This is a genomic window from Diaphorobacter caeni (assembly GCF_015354245.1).
Taxonomy (GTDB): domain Bacteria; phylum Pseudomonadota; class Gammaproteobacteria; order Burkholderiales; family Burkholderiaceae_C; genus Diaphorobacter_A; species Diaphorobacter_A caeni.
Genome location: NZ_JADKYZ010000005.1, coordinates 142,664 through 158,871, shown reverse-complemented (window position 1 = coordinate 158,871; position 16,208 = coordinate 142,664). Strand labels below are relative to the sequence as shown.

The following is a 16,208-nucleotide window of genomic DNA, read 5'->3' as shown; positions in this document are numbered from 1 at the left end:
AGTTCAGAGCGCTCAATCTCTCCCCACAACGGCAAGACAGCCCTTGAGACGCGACGCAGAGCCGCAGACAGTATGTCGATACGGCAAGGCTCTGCAACAAAGTATCAAGGGCTGTATTGCCGCCCTCAAACGATCAGCTACTCGAAGCCTAAGGCTTCGTAAAACCCAACTCGCAAAGCATATAAACCGCATCATCGCCGTAGCTGGCGAGACGTTGCTGCTGTTGAGGATCGGTCAAGGGGTGCAGCGCGTATCCCTGCCGCGCCCAATAGAACTGCGAACCCTGCACGGACACCAATCCGGAATACGGCAGCTGCGCATCGCGTGCGATCTCCCGCATGCGCAGCAGCAGAAGATGCGCCAGCCCCTGCCCCACATACTCGGGATGCACGGCCATGTCATGCAGATACAGCGTATCGGGCTCGCTCACCGCATCAAAGTCCCCATGCAGGGGCGTGACCTTGCCGATGCGGCTGCGATAAGCGGCGAGGTAAGCACACACAACGCCTTCACTTTTGAGCACCAGCGAGCAATTGGCCGCGCTCGCGATGCGCCGCGAAAACACATCCGCGCCCTCGACATAAGCATCGCCATAACAGGCACGCTGCACCCGCAGCAAGCCCTGCAAATCATCAGGCTGCAGCGGGCGCACAGCCCCGTCCATCATCACTTGGGCAACTGGGGCGACTGGATGAAATCCTCGAGCGACAGGCCCTTTTCCTTGAGAATCGCCTCCAGCACCGGCTGCAGCCGGCCGAGGCTTTCCTGCACGGTCTCGCGCACGGTGTCGACCACCACCTGCGTGCTGCGCTCGATCTCGATGTTGAGCGCATCGCCCGCCTTCTTCGCGGCGAACACCGTGGCGCGCAGCGTCTCGGGGATCAGCCAGACCTCGAACCAGCCTTCCTGCCGGTTCACCTCGGCCACGGTCAGGCTCGCGCCGTGGATCGCGATATAGCCCTTGGCGAACACATAGCGGCGAAACGCCTCGGGCACGGCGACGCGCCAGACCACGTTGTTCTCCAGATGCCTCACCTCGGCGAGCGTCGCGCGAAAATCGATGTGGCCCGACAGCGGGTGTCCGCCAATCTCGGCGCCATCCTTGGCCGCGCGCTCCACGTTCACCCGGTCGCCTTGGCCATAGCTGCCGAGCGTGGTGATGTTCAGGCTCTGCAGCATCACGTCGAAATTGGCGCGCGTCGGCGACACCAGCTCGGTCACCGTCAGGCACACGCCATCGGTCGCCACGCTCGCGCCGATCTCGAGGTCCTTGCAGAACCCCTCGGGAAACTCCAGCGTGAACGTGCGCAGCCCAGCGCGATCTTCGATGGCGGCGATGCCCGCCGTGGCTTGAACAATACCGGTGAACATGGGGGGAGAGAAAAAATGAAAAAAGAGGTGCTGACCCAGCCGAAACTTCGATTCTGCCACCCCTGAGGATTCAGCCGCCGCTGCCGGACATTGGCAGCGCCTCGCTCTTCAGGCTGCTGATGTTGCGCTTGATGATCACCGGTTTGCCGCCCAGGCGGCTCTTGTTGACCCAGTGCACCAGCGCGGAATCCAGATGCTGCGAGTGCTTGGGAAACCAGTTCACCAGCTCCGCGATCAGATCACGGCACAGCGCCACATTGCCCATCGTCAGCTCCGCCTCGACCTCCAGCGCCGACTTCAGCACCGCCGCATGCTCGTCCATATGGCACTGGCGCGGCGGAAACTCGGTCTCCACCATCATCCGGTCCTCCGACTCGAAATGGCGACGCAGATGCGCGAGCAGCGGCACATAAAGCGCCGGCAGATCCTCATCGCTCGCCAGCTGCGCGGCCCGCGCCACCGTGACGAATTCCTCGTGCATCGCGTCCACCGCCGGATGCCCCAGCAGCAGATCGTCTTCCCATTCAATCGTGGTCATGTGGGAGTCTCCAATTTGTAGTGATTCCAGCCGCAACCTGTACGGCCCATCCTCAAATTGTAGAGTTCCCCACACCCAGACAGCGAGCCAACGAAGCGAAGCGAGCGCCCAACCCCACCACCACAACGGCAATGCGGCCCCTCAGGCGCGACGCAAAGCCGCAGACAGTACGCCTGTACGGCAAGGCTTTGCAACAAAGCATGAGGGGCTGCATTGCCGCCCCCAAACGACCCACCATCGCCGCCACCGGCGGCGTAAAAACAAAAAAAGACCCCCACAGACCAAGATCTGTGGGGGCCAAGTTGCTCTCTACCTTTGCGCTCGCTGCAGCACGATCCTCTGCCACCTCTGCAGCGCCCGCTTCGAGTTGTCTTTCAACTCCAGAAGGAATCACTTCGCGCGCAGAAACTCTCCCACTTCCAGCAAGACCAGTTCGTTGTCATCCTGCTGGTTCGGATCGCGGCTCGAGCTGTAGGGCAGGTTGTTGTCGTTGCCCACCACGATGTGGTTCGCGTCCACCACGTCCACATCCTCGATCGTGAAGAACGGGAATTTCAGCACGCCGTCCGTGAGCGGCTTCTTCGCGAGCCTGTTCGGGTCCTGCAGATGGAGCAGATCGATGTAGCCGATCTTGCGCAGCTCGCCGCCCGCGTTCGCGTCGGTCAGCTCGACCTTGTAGACACGCTTGAACTTGGCCACATCGTCAAAGCAGTCCTTGCGCTTCTCCCCTTGTGGGCAGGCCTTGTCGGCCGTTCCCTCGCCGTTGTCGCGCTCGATGATCAGACCCGTGCTCTCGTCGATCATGTTGAAGTCGCCGATTGCGTGGTGGTTCGCCTCGAGCAGATATTTCCAGTGACGGCCGGTCCATTGTTCCGACTTCACGTCGAACTCCAGCACACGCAGATACTGCTTGCCATCGACGTTCTCGTACGCCTTGCCGTCCTCGTTCCACAGCGGACCTTCGAGCAGCGCATAAAGCTTGCTGCCATCCTTGGACGCGGCCATGCCCTCGTAGCCCTTGGAGCGCTTGACCTGGAAGGCCGCCATCTTCGCGTCCGGCGCGCCGGGAGCGACGACGCCGGGCGCATCGGGCGAGCGCACGAGCTTGCCGTCGACCTTGGTCTCGAACACGCCGAGCACCTTGCCGTTCAGATCGGCCTTGATCAGAAACGGACCGAATTCCTCGCCGATCCACAGCGCGCCACCGGCGAACTGAAAGCTCTCGGGATCGAAATCCGAGCCCGTCAGATAGCGCTGCTTCGTGCCTTCCTGAACGATGCGAAACGGCACCTTCTTGTCCGGGTCATGCAGGAAAACCGTCTTCAGGCGGTTGAACTGGCCGCTCTTGAAGTCCACCTTGTAGTGGTTCAGGTAGAGCATGAAGTCCGGCGAATTCGCCTTGGCGCCTGCGCCGTTGTCAGTCAGGATCCAGAACGAGCCATCGGCCATGCGCTTGATGCCCGAGTGCCCCTGCAGCGGCTGGCCCTTGAAGGGCAGCGACACGCCCGTCGGGCGGCCGTTGGACTGCCCTTCCACGCTGCCCGCCTTCTCGACGCGACCGGCGGTGGTGAACTTGCCGCTCATCTGCAGATCGGCCGGAGCATCCTTGGGAGCGGGCACGAAGGACTGCGCGGGCAGCACCGCATGGCCGGCGAGGGTGGCGTTGAAGGCTTGGGGCGACGGTTGCTGCGCATTCGCCGCGGTGGCTGCGCCGAGGGTGGACAAGGCCATCAAGGCGCAGGCCGCGACGGCGATCTTGGTGTGGTGCATCGACATGTTTCTCCGAAAGATTGGGCGAAACGATGCCAGCGGCCGATGACAGGCCTGTGAACGCATCAGGAACGGCAGGGCGCAATCCGGTGTTCGGCAGGAGCAACTCTCGCAAGCACACCCTCAGGTGCCGTACCGGATTGTCGATAGCCGAATAACCTGATATCGATTCAAAAAAATCCTCCCTATGGCAAACCCTTTCAATCGAACCATTTCGCGTTCCAGATTTGCCCATCTCGCGCCATCTACTCAACCAATCGCATAAATGTTGCAAAAATGCAACTTTACATCACCCGAATTCACGATCAGAAATGCACGAAAATGACGCCATTGCTCAGTTCTGATCAACGATTCACAATTAATAATAATTCAGTAACAAAATAAATAGCCCACACCTATTGTCGGTTACAGCCTCTCACAACAAAGGCCCCACCTAGGATCACTGTCAACGCCATTGCCCCGTCGACCCGGTGCACGGATCAGCCCGATCCGAGCATGGAGTTCATGGGGCCCCCCATCCGCCTGACAGAGCATCCAACCGTGCACAACCATCAACAGCCACACTCAGCAAACAAGCGGCGCCTGATCGCCGCCTGCGCGATTGCCGCCTGCACCGCAGCACCCGCAGCCTTCGCGCAGAACGTCATTTTTCTCGACACCTTCGGCGCCTCCACCACACGCACCACGTCGCCCTACGTGCCGCAGGCGTACATGCCCGCTATCGATCTCCCGGCGACGTCCAAGACATTCAGTCACGGCAGCACGTTCTACAAGTTCGCGAACCTGGGCAGCACCGACAGCTTCGACAAGTTCAATCGCGACAACATCGACAACGGCTACTACGCCGTGGGCAATCCGGACAACCTCAGGACCGGCGCGTCGTTCGCCAATGAAGGCTGGTACCAGTTCCAGAACACTGCGGCACCCGGCGGGGATTACACCGGCACGAATGGCGGCACGACCGCCGGAGTCGGTGCCGTTCTCGCGGTGAATGCGGGCGAGATCCAGAACGAGTACTACCGAAGAGCCGCCTCCCTCACTCCCGGTGCGACCTACCGCCTGAGCGCGGCCTTCTACATCACCAACAGCAGCGCGTCTTCGCGTTTCGAGGTCCAGCACGGCGCGACCGGCGAACTGCTCGCCAAATCGGATGCGTTCGGCAGCAACGGCATCGGCGCGAACTATTTGGCCTCGAAGATCTGGCACGTCAAGGAACTGACCTTCACCGTACCCGCGACCTGCGCCAGCAATGCGAACTACAGCATCGCCCTGCGCAACCTCGCGCAGTCCAATTCAGACAATGACTTCTACGTCGATGACATCCAGTTGGTCGAGCTCAGCGGCCCTGCCGCAGGCGCGTCGACACTGACCTGCCCCACCGCGGCAGTCCCGAGCATCGCCGCCATCGATGACGGCACCTGGACCATCCATGCGGGCGAGTCTTCCTCCGACAGCGTACGTACCAACGACACGCTCACGCAGGCCGATGGAACGGTCACGCCCATCACCAGCAGCAACACCAGCATTCGCCAGACCACGACCGTCACCGGCCTGACCCTGCGCGAGGACGGCTACATCGACGTCGCGAGCGGTACGCCCGCAGGCACCTACTCGGTGCCGTACGAAATCTGCATCAAACCGGAAACCAAGCCCTGGCCCACCTGCGCCACGGCCGAGGCCACGATCACGGTCCCGAGCACACCCGCGCCCGTTCGCACGCCGGAGCTGGTCGCCACGCCCGACGACTACACCTCCACGCCCACCGCACCGGGCGGCAAGACACCCAGCGTGATCACCAACGACAGCAGCGACGGCACACAGCTCACCCCCTCCGACGTGGGCGGCAAGGTCACCGTCAAACTGGTGGGCGCAGACCCCGACGACTTCAAGATGGACCCGACCGACGGCACCATCACCGTGGGCACCGGCGTTCCACCCGGCACCTATACACTGACCTACGAGGTGTGCGCCAAAGACGACTCCACCAACTGCAAGACCACGACAGTGACCATTCTGGTTCAGCCGCTGATCGATGCGACGGACGATGACTTCTCGGCCGCCCCCACGCCACCGGGCGGCAAGACGCCGTCCGTGCTGGGCAACGACACGCTCGACGGCATGGGCAACCCCTCGCCGCAGTCCGACGTCAGCGTGAGCGCCAAGCCGGGCAGCCCGCCGCCCACTGGCTTCCTGATCAATCCGGACGGCACGATCAGCGTCGACCCTTCGGTGCCGTCAGGCGACTACAGCGTGCCCTACCGCATCTGCGCGGTCAGCGATGCCACGCTGTGCGATGACGCGGTGGTAACGATCAAGGTTGCCCCATCGGTGCCCGCCAACCCGCCGGTCATCGTCGCCACCACGGACGACTTCACGACCGTGCCCACTGCACCGGGCAAGTCCACGCCATCGGTGCTCGGCAACGACACGCTCAACAGCTCCGGCAATCCCACGCCCGGGACCGAAGTCATCGTGAGCAACGATCCCACCATCGCGCCCCCCACAGGCTTCAGCATCGAACCCGATGGAACGATCACCGTCGACCCATCGGTGACGCCGGGCGACTACAGCGTGCCCTATCAGATCTGCGTGGCCAACACGTTGACCCCCTGCTCGACGGCCGTTGCCAACATCAAAGTGGGAACGTCGACTCCTGCCACGCCTCCGATCACGACACCCGTGAACCCATCGGTCCCGCCCACGATCTCGGCAAGCGATGACGATTTCAGCGTCACGCCCATCCAGCCCGGTCAGTCCACGACTTCTGTGCTCGGCAACGACACGCTCAACGGCAGCAGCAACCCCGTACCCAAGACCGACGTGATCGTGAGCAACCATCCCGATCCACTGAAGGCACCGCCCTCAGGCTTCACGATCAACCCGGACGGCACGATCTCCGTGGATTCCAGCGTCAAGTCGGGCTTCTATGACGTGCCGTATCAAATCTGCGCCGCCTCCGCACCCACCGTCTGCGCCACCGCCATGGTGACCGTGCAGGTGAGCGCGACGACCGTGACCACGCCGACACCCGGCACCGCGCACAGCGTGCCCAGCCTGGGCACCTGGGCCCTGCTCATGCTGTCCACACTGATCGGCGCGTTCACGCTGCGTCGCCGCGAGCAGCGCTGAATCCGGCCACGGATTGCTGAACAAAAAAGAGGTCATCGCTGAAGAGCGATGACCTCTTTTTCATTGCAGCGCACACGCTCCGTGCTCCTGACCCGCGATTCAAGCGCCTCGCAACCGCGTCGCCGCCAGCGCACCCGCGCCAAAGCCGCGCGTGAAGGCCTCTTCGAACACGGAATAGCCCGACCAGTCCGCATGCGCGAAGCTCAGGCGGCCGCTGACGGGCGTGGGGGTGAGCGGCACCTTCTCGCCGTTCGACAAGGCCAGCCGCCGACCCTGAATCCCCGCCATGCCGATGCGGCCGAGCAGTGCCTGACCGCCCGGCACGGGGACGGACATGGCGTGGCCGTAGCGGGTGATTTCCATGCGCGTGGCACGCTGCGCGAGATCGGGGTGCGCGCTGGAGAGCGAGGCGATGATCGGGTCGCGCCAGTGGGTCCATGGTTGCTCCACCAGGAGCTTGCGGGCGTCGGGCAGATCGCCGAGCGCCTGGTAGTAGCTCAGCACGGTGGGCGCGGGGCGCGGGTCGAGCCGCTGGTGGCCGGCATCGACATAGCCGAGCCCACCGGGCACGGCGTCGGCATAGAGCACGTTGTCCCATGAGGGCGCGGCGCCCGCGCGGTCTTCCAGCGGCGCATCGATGTGGATGTTGGCCACGAGCCAAGGGGCCCATTGCATGCGCGTCGCGGCCTGCTGCAGAAAATCCGGAGCGGACTGGACCACGCGTGCAGCCAGAAAGATCGGCAGCGCCACGACGCAGTGCGCGGCCACCCAGCGCTCGATGCGATCCGACTCGGCGACATGCACATCGACCTCCACCGCATGACCGGTCTGCGCGATGCGGATCACGCTGTGGCCGGTGCGCAGTTGCCCCCTGACGGCCAGCGGCGCGGCGAGCTGCTGGCTGAGCCAGCCGTTGCCCTGTGGCCAGGTGAGCACGGCATCGCGCTCGTCTTCGCCGATCACCTCTTGGCTTGGCGCATGAAAGCCATGGCGGCTTGCAAAGTAGGCGATGCCCGACCACGCGGACACCCGCGCCGCACCCGCGCCGTAGTCGTCGCGGCAGGCGTAGTCGAGATACCAGCGCAGATGCGGATCGTCGAGACCGTGCGACGCAAGCCACCCGGCAAAAGTGATCGCGTCCAGCGCCGCATGCGCCGCGGGCAGGCCGCCGTGGCGCATCCACGTCTTCATGGTCGGCATGGTGAACGCGGCCACGCGTGACTGCGCCGCCACCAGTTCGGAAAAACGCCGGTACTGCGCCAGCGTGCCGGCTCCGACCTCATGCATCGGCAGCAGGCCGTCCTGCCATTGGCCGTTGAAGAACAATCGCTCCTGCGGGCTGTGGCACAGGCTCATCTCGTCGTATTGCCAGCGGCCCGCAACGCGCTTGCGCAGGCCCAGTTCCTCGAGATAGTCCTGCACCTCGCTGGCGTCGTCGCCGGGCACGGGCAGATAGTGCGCACCCAGCGGGCACTCGATGCCCTTGATGCTGCCGCCCTTGCTGTTGCCTCCGGGCCGGTCCTCCAGTTCGAGCAGCGCGAAGTCATCGACACCCGCCAGACGCAGCGCGCGCGCCGCCGACAGCCCCGCGATGCCGCCGCCCGCGATCACCACGCCGGTGCGGTGGGTCACGCTCGGCGCGAGCGCGTCGCCGCCGCGCTTCAGGCGATCACGCAGCGCATGGCCGCGATCGATGTTCACCCCGGTGAAGCCACCCTCGAGTTCCCGGACCGGCGCCTCGCAACCGGCCAGCAACGAGCCCCCGGCCAGCGCCGCGCCAGAGAGCATGAACTGGCGGCGAGAGTATGGCGACATCAGCGGCGCCTCCCATCGGTGTGCATGGTGCGCATGGTCGTCAATGGCCCACCTGGCCCCACTCCTCTTCATAGGTGTGCACCAGTACCTGATTGGAAAGTCGATTCACCTGCGCGGGCACGCGCGCCATGTCGAGCGGGAAATCGAACATCAGCGGCGTGGTCTCCACCGACAGGAATCTCAGTCCCTCAGGCAGCTTCTCGGGAATTCGCCACGGCCTGCGGCTCGCGATCACGAAACCCCATTCCCCAAAGCTCGGCACATGTGCGTGGTAAGGCAAGGCCCTCAGGCCCACCGATTCGATGGTCTCCACCACGGTCCAGAAACTCCTGCGCGCGATCAGCGGCGAGGTGGTCTGGATCACCGCGTAGCCGCTGGCCGCCAGCCGCTGCTCGAGCAGCGCGTAGAAGCTGTTGGTGAACAGCTTGCCGATCGCGAAATTGGTGGGATCGGGGAAGTCCACGATGATCACGTCGAACGTGTCGGTGTCCGCCTGCAGCCACTGGAACGCATCGGTGTTGATGGTCTTCACGCGCGGGTCTTCGAGCGCATGTTGATTGAGCTTGGTGAGCATCGGGTGCTTGCTGAACAGGTCGGTCATCGCCGGGTCCAGCTCCACAAGCGTGACCGATTCGACGCTGGGATATTTCAGCACCTCGCGCACGGCCATGCCATCGCCGCCACCCAGCACCGCCACGCGCTTGGGCGCAAGGTGCGCGGCCATCACGGGGTGCACCAGCGCTTCGTGATAACGGTATTCGTCGCGCTCGGCAAATTGCAGATTGCCATTCAGATAGAGCCGATAACCGGGCTTGCCGTGCGTGACCACGATGCGCTGATACGGCGAAGCGCTTGAAAGCACGATGCGGTCCTGATAGAACTTGTCCTCGGCAAACTTGGTGATGTGATCAGCGCCGATCAAGCCCGCCAACAGCGCGGCAAGCACCAGCGCACAGGCCATCGCGTGCGCGCGAAAACGGCGCAATTCCTTGCGAAACAGCCACAGAGCCCACACGGCCACCGCCGCGTTCATGAAGCCGAACAGCAGCCCCGTGCGCACCAGCCCAAGCTGCGGCACCAGCAGCAAAGGAAACGCGAGCGACACCGCGAGCGCACCCAGATAGTCGAACGTGAGCACCTGCGAGACGAGGTCCTTGAGCTGCACGTTGCGCTTGAGAATCCGCATCACCAGCGGAATCTCCAGCCCCACGAGCGTGCCCACCAGCATCACCATGCCATAGAGCAGCACGCGGAACGCGCCCGGCACATAGGCGTTGGCGAGAAACAGCGTCGCGGGCAGCGCGCCGCCCACCAGCGCCACCATCAACTCGATGCGCAGAAAGTGCGCGGGCAGCTGGCGCTCGAAATACCGCGACAGCCACGAGCCCACGCCCATCGCGAACAGGTAGGTGCCGATGATGGTCGAGAACTGCAGCACCGAATCGCCGAGCACATACGACGCCAGCGCCCCCGCCGCCAACTCATAGAGCAGACCGCAGGCCGCGATGACGAAGACGCTCGCCAGCAGCGCCACGTCGATGGGCCGCGCGCGGCTCGCGCCGGAATCTTCTGGTTCGGGGATGGTGACGGGATCGCTGCTGGAAGTCATGAACGAGAGATCATCACGCGAAGAAGACTGAAAAAGAAAAAGAAAAGCAGAAGATCACAGAAGGGAAATCATCAACGGCAGCAGCCTGTGAAGCGCGCGCACCACTCGAACGGCCACCCCAACGCCAAGACAGCCCCTCAGGCCAGGCGTGAAGCCGCAGACAGTACTCTCGTACGGCAAGGCTTCAACAACGACGCATGAGGGGCTGTATTGGCGCCTCCGAACGACCAAAGAACCCAGCCCAAAAAAGATCAATGGATCGCAGCAGCGACGATGATGGAGATGCCGAGACACATGGCGGCCACGACCATGGCGAGCGCCTTGTTGTGCTTCTCGACGATCTCCGCCCACAGGTCATACGGCGTGAGCTTGTCGACGATGACGAAGCTCACCCAGAAAATCACCACCCCCATCAGCGCATAGACCAGCGATCCCAGCAGCGCCGAAGGCTTCAGGTACTCAAAGAACATCATGTCAAATCTCCCCAGAATTCAAATCATTCACTTGGCGTGCATCACTTGTGCCCGCCACCCGACGAATACCCACCATACGAGCCGCCCGAGCTGCGATAGCCGCCGCCGCTGCCCGACGAACTGCTGCAGGTGCTCATGAGGATCAGGATCACGAAGAACACCACCAGAATCAGGATCACCGTGCCGCAGCCGATGCCGCTTGCCGACACCGCCGGCGCCGCATCCTCGCGCTTGAACTTGGCGAACTGATCGGTCATCTTGAACGCCTCGGCGACCACGCGGGCATCCATGCGTTCGCCGTGTGACCAGGTCACCTCGCCCTTGCCTTCCTCGCGCGAGAGGATGGCCTTGCCGCTCGAGCTCTCGAAGTCGCTGTTGAACGTCTTCTGGCCACGCTGCACGGGCCAGTAGAACTCGCCGAGCACGTAGTTGGTCTCGGCGTTGTAGCTGTACTGCAGCGCGTACTGGGTGCCGAGATAGCTGGTGCTCTGCGCCCCCTTGTTGTACTTGGGCGCACCCGTCGTGGGGCGCACCATGCTCCAGCCGTCGGTCGAATCCACCAGAAAGATGAAGCCGCGCTTGCGGTGGTAGAGCAGGTACTCGTCCCAGCCGAACCATTCGTCATCGCCCGGCTCCACGCCCATGCGGTGCTGAAAGCCCACCACCTGCCACTTCGCGCCCTCGAACTCGCCGATGCGGCCCAGCGCGATCAACGGCTCCACGGGCTCGTCCTGGGCCGCCGCGTGCATCTCGCCGCCGATGCCGCTGGTCAGATCGATGATGCTCTTGCACGACGGACAGGTGCAGGACTTGGTCGAATCGAGCGCCACCTTCACCGTCGCGCCGCAGCTCGGGCAGTTGAACTGGCGCGCCTTTTCGTCCTTGGCAGACGCACCGTCCTTGAGGCCCTTCATGTTCAGCGCTTCGAGCTTGACGGCAAAGCCGCGCTGGATCTGCGGCGGCTCGGTGCCGTAGTCGATCGAGAGCACCTCGCCATCGTCGCTGCGCAGCTCGACCACGGTGAACGGCTTGCCGAGCGGCGCGAGCCTGGGCAGCTCGCCCTGGGCCGCGACGAGCGACGCCGTGAGATTGCTGCTGACGCTGAACTGCTTGCCGCCGACCGCCGTCGTCATGCCCACACGGAAGCGGTCCGCCGCAGGTACTTCCCGCCCAAGCGGCGCGCCGCGCGTGAACACGAAGTTGCCGTTGTCCTCGCTGAGCGTCGCCAGATTGCCGTCGGGCAGGAAGGCGTTCCATTCGTTCCAGCTGCCCTGCTCGCCCTTGTATTGCGCGCGGCCGACCAGCATGAACGGAACGTCCTTGCCATCGAGCGGCATCCTGCCCGACGCGCCAAGCTGCAGCGGCGAGTAGTCGTCGAACACCTCGGCCATCTTGCCGATGCGCTTCAAGACCTCGCCATCGCGCACCACGGTGCTCTGGCAATACGGGCAGACGGCGTAGATCGACTGCGCGCTCTTGAATTCGACAGGCGCGCCGCAGCCGGGACACGGCGCAGTGTACGAACGCTGGGTGGCGCTATCGGCCATAGATCAGATCATGTGCTGATGTGGGGACATGGACATCCGCCGCGGCCTTCCTCACCAGAGGCGATGGCGGATGTGACGAAGAAAAAAGGGCCAGCAAGGCTGCCAGATCAGACCAGCTTCTTGAGCAGTTCCGTCTTCTTCGCGTCGAACTCTTCCTGCGTGAGAATGCCCTTGGACTTGAGCTCGCCGAGCTTCTCGAGCGTCGCCATCACTTCCTCCGGCTTCATCGCTGCCGCTGCCGCTGCCGCAGCAGCAGCGGGGGCCGCCTGAGACGCCTGCGCCGCAGCACCGCCCTGCAGCCCCTGCTGCAGATTCTGCGCGAGCACCTGGCCGAGCGCCACGCCCGCGCCCAGCCCCATCGCGTCGCCCGCAATGCCGCCGCCCTGCCCCGCGCTTTCCGCGAATTTGGGGATGGACTGCGCCGTCTGGTACTGCATGAACTTGCCCATGTCGTTGCCGACCATGCCCATGCCGATCTTCTGGTCGAGGATCTTCTGCAGCTCTTCGGGCAGCGACACGTTCTGCACGGTCATGCCCTCGAGCTTCAGGCCGATCTTTTCAAGCGCGGGCGTGAGGTCCTTGGCGAGCGCATCGGCAAAGATCATCTGGTTGGCCGCCAGATCGAGGAAGGGCACGCCGCTTGCGGCAATCGCCGTGCTGATGTGCTGCAGGATGATGCCGCGCAGCTGGCCGTCAACATCGTCGACGGTGTAGACATCGCGCGTGCCGGAGATCTCGGTGTGGAACAGCTTGGGATCGGCCACGCGGTAGGCGTAGTTGCCGAACGCGCGCAGGCGCACCATGCCGAAATCCGTGTCGCGGATGGTGATCGGCTGCGGCGTGCCCCACTTCTGGTCGATCTGCTGGCGCGTGCTGAAGAAGTACACATCGCTCTTGAAGGGCGACTCGAACAGCTTGTCCCAGTTCTTCAGGTAGGTCAGCACCGGCAGCGTCTGGGTGGTCAGCTTGTAGGTGCCGGGCATGAAGACGTCTGCCACCTTGCCCTCGTTCACGAACATCGCCAGTTGCGACTCGCGCACGACCAGCGTCGCGCCGTTCTGGATTTCCATGTCGCGCATGGGATAGCGCCAGGCAAGCGTTCCATCGTTCTCCTCAGTCCATTGAATGATGTCAATAAACTGTTTCTTGATGAAGTCCATGAGTGCCATGAAAACGCTCCCGCTCGGTGAAGTGAAGTGGTTGTCTTTGTTCGCGGTCAGCGAACCTGCGCATCATAGCGACAACGCCAACCGCTCCACGCGCGATACATGCGGTTACGCTCCACGCCTATCGGCGCGTTCAAGACTTTCGATTGGCCTTGTCTAATGAGAATAAATATCATTAACACATTCTCGATAGACAGACCGCACTGAAAGATTGCTCCATGACCCGCCTGATCCAAGCCGCCCGCCAGAACCGCCTGACCCTCATGAAGACCGGCAGCTACTACCTCATCCACATCTGCGTGGCCGCAATGGTGGCCTACGCCGTCACCGGCAACCTCATCGCCTCGCTCACGCTGAGCCTGCTCGAGCCCACCGTGCAGGCCGTGGCCTTCTTCTTCCATGAAAAGGGATGGGAACGCGCCTTGCAGCGACGCGAACTCGACCAGCGGCATGCCGATGCCGCCACGGACCAAGGCATGAGCGCCGCCGCTGCGGGAGCCTGAGATGGGCCCCATGAGCCCCTCACCCACCTTGCGCCGTGCCTTCTGGCGCTGGCTTCAGCGGCAATGGCAGGACATGGCTGCCGTGCATTGATCCATGCAATGACCATGCATCGACGGCTGGCTGATCAGGCCGTCACGGCCTCAGTCGCCTTCAGCGGCCATTTGCCGCCGAGATTCTGAGTCGCTTCCTGCGCGGCCTTGAGCATCAGCGACTTCATGCGCGACACGGCCATCTCCGAGAAACGCTCGAGAGGCCCCGACACCGACATCGCCCCCACCAGCGAGGCCGACGGCCCGAACACCGGCGCCGCGATCGCGCCGCACAGCGGATCACGCTCCCCGAACGAGGTGAACAGCAGATCCTCGGCCGTAAGCGGCGTCGCGGGCAGCCCCTGACCGAACGTCGTCAGCACCTTGCCCGCCGCCCCGCGCGCAATCGGCAGCAAGTCCCCCGCGCGAATGCGGTCCAGCGTCGAATGGTTGGAATCGATGCGCATCAGGCACAGGCGGTGCTCGTCATCGTGGCGCACGTAGAACGACGGGCTTTCCGTGCCCTGGTTCACCAGCCATACGAGCTGTGGGTGGATGGCGCCCTGCAGGCCGTTGGTCTGCTCGAAGGAGCGCCCGAACACGAAGGCCAGCGGCCCGAGCGCATAGCGCTTGTCGGTGCGATGCACGACCAGCCCCGCCTTCTCCAGCGACGACAGCAGCCGCAGCAGCGTGCTCTTGTACATGCCCGTGCGCTGCGACAGCTCGGTCAGCGTGAGCGCACTGCCCGCATTGGCCAGCGAGGTGGCGATCACCAGCGCGCGATCAACGGCCGCGACGCCGTCGTTTTTTTCAGAAGAGTCGCTCGAGAGAACCTTGGACATGGAAAAGCTGCATTCCGGTTAGTGACGGGTGAGCTGCGATTGTGACGGACAAGCGGCCGCCCGCCGCCCACGCGTTGAAGTTTCGGCCAACAGAATGAATTTTCCTTTTTTCACCCTGCCCAAGCACGCCATTGTGAAACGCCAGAGCGAGCGCGCCAAGACGCACGCATGACAAATGCAGCGATGCAGGGATAACACCTACCGTCAGCAATTGACTTGAAAGGGGTTCTCCTGAAAACTATAAAAAAGAATTCAAGTTTCGTTAGACAGAACTTTCAGAAACGGCCATCCTGGCCAGGAGACAAGGCAGTGAACAGCACCAAACGCATCTTTCTGACCGCCATCGCTGGCGCGGCAACCGCGTTCATCACCATGGGCAGCGCATCGGCGCAGCAGGCCGGCGGCGGCTATCCCGCCAAGCCGATCCGCTTCGTCGTGGGTTTCAGCGCGGGCAATTCCATCGATTCGGTCGCACGCATCATTGCGCAGCACATCACCAACAAGACCGGCCAGTCCGTGGTGGTGGAAAACAAGACCGGCGCCAACGGCATGCTCGCCGCGGCCGACGTCGCCAAGGCCACGCCCGACGGCTACACGGTGCTGATCAGCAATTCCAGCACCATCACCGTGAACCCATCGCTCTACAAGAAAATGGCGTACGACGCGAAAAAGGACTTCGCGCCGGTCTCGCTGATGGTCTCGGTGCCCTTCATCCTCACCGTCAATCCGCAGAACGAACCCATCGGCACCGCGCCCAACCTCAAGGCCATGCTCGACCTCGCCAAGGCCAAGCCCGGGGCGTACTCCTACGGCTCCGCCGGCGTGGGCAATCTCACGCAGCTGAGCTACGAGCTGCTCAACGGCATGGCGGGCGTGAAGATGACGCACGTGGCCTATCGCGGCACGGCGCCCGCGCAGGTGGCGGTGCTCGCCAAGGAGGTCGATTCGACCTTCGACAACCCGTCCTCGGTTCCCAAGATCAAGGCCGGCCAGCTGCGTGCGATGGCCGTCACCTCGGCCCAGCGCTGGCATGAACTGCCCGACGTGCCGACGATTGCGGAGGCGGGCTATCCCGGCTTCGACATCTCGTTCTGGGTGGGCGCGCTCGCCCCGGCCGGAACACCGGCCCCGGTGGTCAAGACGCTGTCCGACCTGATCGCCACGGCGGTGCAGGACCCCGAAGTCAAGGCCAAGCTCATGCAGCAGGGCAACATCCGCATGCTCGCGCCCGCGCAGTTCGAGGCCCAGATCGACAGCGAAACCAAGCAGTACGCCGACATCATCCGCAAATCCAACATCACGCTGGACTGATTCGGCCCGCCTCGCCTTTCTCGCCGTCCACACAAGGCCCCATGGGGGCCCTGGAACGTCAATCAACACACGCGCAGCACAAGCCTGCACATAGATATCTGGAG

13 protein-coding genes are annotated in these 16,208 nt (G+C 63.5%); 3 read left to right on the top strand and 10 right to left on the bottom strand.

The features are described from left to right. Positions 1-148: 148 nt before the first annotated feature. The 4 genes from ISG32_RS13950 to ISG32_RS13935 all read right to left on the bottom strand — a co-directional run bounded on the left by ISG32_RS13950 (position 149) and on the right by ISG32_RS13935 (position 3,640). Complete coding sequence (locus ISG32_RS13950; protein WP_194771880.1) at positions 149-664, bottom strand: GNAT family N-acetyltransferase; 516 nt, start codon at positions 662-664, stop codon at positions 149-151. A gap of 2 nt (positions 665-666) precedes the next feature. Then, positions 667-1,371, bottom strand: coding sequence for a riboflavin synthase subunit alpha (locus ISG32_RS13945; protein ID WP_194771635.1), 705 nt, complete (start codon positions 1,369-1,371; stop codon positions 667-669). A gap of 70 nt (positions 1,372-1,441) precedes the next feature. Next, complete coding sequence (locus tag ISG32_RS13940) at positions 1,442-1,909, bottom strand: bacteriohemerythrin (protein ID WP_194771634.1); 468 nt, start codon at positions 1,907-1,909, stop codon at positions 1,442-1,444. A gap of 390 nt (positions 1,910-2,299) precedes the next feature. Continuing rightward, complete coding sequence (locus ISG32_RS13935; protein WP_194771879.1) at positions 2,300-3,640, bottom strand: esterase-like activity of phytase family protein; 1,341 nt, start codon at positions 3,638-3,640, stop codon at positions 2,300-2,302. A gap of 579 nt (positions 3,641-4,219) precedes the next feature. On the opposite strand from ISG32_RS13935, the gene ISG32_RS27765 reads away from it, so the two are divergent. Continuing rightward, positions 4,220-6,808 carry a hypothetical protein gene (locus ISG32_RS27765; RefSeq protein WP_194771633.1) on the top strand — a complete coding sequence of 863 codons (2,589 nt, stop codon included), beginning with the start codon at positions 4,220-4,222 and terminating at the stop codon, positions 6,806-6,808. 99 nt (positions 6,809-6,907) lie between these two features. Here ISG32_RS27765 and ISG32_RS13925 read toward each other — a convergent pair whose 3' ends face one another. From ISG32_RS13925 to ISG32_RS13905, 5 genes are all read right to left on the bottom strand, one after another. Beyond that, positions 6,908-8,623, bottom strand: a complete 1,716-nt coding sequence (locus tag ISG32_RS13925) for an FAD-dependent oxidoreductase (protein ID WP_194771632.1) — start codon at positions 8,621-8,623, stop codon at positions 6,908-6,910. A 40-nt stretch (positions 8,624-8,663) separates the two neighbouring features. After that, positions 8,664-10,232 carry a polyamine aminopropyltransferase gene (locus ISG32_RS13920; RefSeq protein ID WP_194771631.1) on the bottom strand — a complete coding sequence of 523 codons (1,569 nt, stop codon included), beginning with the start codon at positions 10,230-10,232 and terminating at the stop codon, positions 8,664-8,666. Between the two features lie 251 nt (positions 10,233-10,483). Then, the gene (locus ISG32_RS13915; RefSeq protein WP_194771630.1) at positions 10,484-10,705 is read right to left on the bottom strand and encodes a DUF350 domain-containing protein; all 222 of its coding nucleotides are present in this window, start codon (positions 10,703-10,705) and stop codon (positions 10,484-10,486) included. A 41-nt stretch (positions 10,706-10,746) separates the two neighbouring features. Next, positions 10,747-12,252 carry a DUF4178 domain-containing protein gene (locus ISG32_RS13910; RefSeq protein WP_194771629.1) on the bottom strand — a complete coding sequence of 502 codons (1,506 nt, stop codon included), beginning with the start codon at positions 12,250-12,252 and terminating at the stop codon, positions 10,747-10,749. Positions 12,253-12,359: 107 nt separating this feature from the next. Continuing rightward, positions 12,360-13,421 carry an SPFH domain-containing protein gene (locus ISG32_RS13905; protein WP_194771628.1) on the bottom strand — a complete coding sequence of 354 codons (1,062 nt, stop codon included), beginning with the start codon at positions 13,419-13,421 and terminating at the stop codon, positions 12,360-12,362. Positions 13,422-13,636: 215 nt separating this feature from the next. Here ISG32_RS13905 and ISG32_RS13900 point away from each other — a divergent pair, with 215 nt between their 5' ends. Then, a complete protein-coding gene (locus ISG32_RS13900; RefSeq protein ID WP_228529817.1) occupies positions 13,637-13,921 on the top strand; it encodes a DUF2061 domain-containing protein in 285 nt (94 codons plus the stop codon). A 125-nt stretch (positions 13,922-14,046) separates the two neighbouring features. Here ISG32_RS13900 and ISG32_RS13895 read toward each other — a convergent pair whose 3' ends face one another. Then, positions 14,047-14,793: an IclR family transcriptional regulator gene (locus tag ISG32_RS13895; protein WP_194771627.1), complete on the bottom strand. Its 747-nt coding sequence runs from the start codon at positions 14,791-14,793 to the stop codon at positions 14,047-14,049. Between the two features lie 309 nt (positions 14,794-15,102). Here ISG32_RS13895 and ISG32_RS13890 point away from each other — a divergent pair, with 309 nt between their 5' ends. Next, positions 15,103-16,104 (top strand): Bug family tripartite tricarboxylate transporter substrate binding protein, encoded by a 1,002-nt coding sequence (locus ISG32_RS13890; protein ID WP_323745938.1) that lies wholly within the window; start codon positions 15,103-15,105, stop codon positions 16,102-16,104. Positions 16,105-16,208 lie beyond the last annotated feature (104 nt).

What these genes read in the sequence shown, in the direction of transcription:
- ISG32_RS13900 (WP_228529817.1), top strand. Translation starts at nt 13,637, where the DNA reads ATGACCCGCCTGATCCAAGCCGCCCGCCAGAACCGCCTGACCCTCATG.
- ISG32_RS13920 (WP_194771631.1), bottom strand. Translation starts at nt 10,232, where the DNA reads ATGACTTCCAGCAGCGATCCCGTCACCATCCCCGAACCAGAAGATTCC.
- ISG32_RS13905 (WP_194771628.1), bottom strand. Translation starts at nt 13,421, where the DNA reads ATGGCACTCATGGACTTCATCAAGAAACAGTTTATTGACATCATTCAA.
- ISG32_RS13940 (WP_194771634.1), bottom strand. Translation starts at nt 1,909, where the DNA reads ATGACCACGATTGAATGGGAAGACGATCTGCTGCTGGGGCATCCGGCG.
- ISG32_RS13950 (WP_194771880.1), bottom strand. Translation starts at nt 664, where the DNA reads ATGGACGGGGCTGTGCGCCCGCTGCAGCCTGATGATTTGCAGGGCTTG.
- ISG32_RS13910 (WP_194771629.1), bottom strand. Translation starts at nt 12,252, where the DNA reads ATGGCCGATAGCGCCACCCAGCGTTCGTACACTGCGCCGTGTCCCGGC.
- ISG32_RS13895 (WP_194771627.1), bottom strand. Translation starts at nt 14,793, where the DNA reads ATGTCCAAGGTTCTCTCGAGCGACTCTTCTGAAAAAAACGACGGCGTC.
- ISG32_RS13915 (WP_194771630.1), bottom strand. Translation starts at nt 10,705, where the DNA reads ATGATGTTCTTTGAGTACCTGAAGCCTTCGGCGCTGCTGGGATCGCTG.
- ISG32_RS13945 (WP_194771635.1), bottom strand. Translation starts at nt 1,371, where the DNA reads ATGTTCACCGGTATTGTTCAAGCCACGGCGGGCATCGCCGCCATCGAA.
- ISG32_RS13935 (WP_194771879.1), bottom strand. Translation starts at nt 3,640, where the DNA reads ATGGCCTTGTCCACCCTCGGCGCAGCCACCGCGGCGAATGCGCAGCAA.
- ISG32_RS13925 (WP_194771632.1), bottom strand. Translation starts at nt 8,623, where the DNA reads ATGTCGCCATACTCTCGCCGCCAGTTCATGCTCTCTGGCGCGGCGCTG.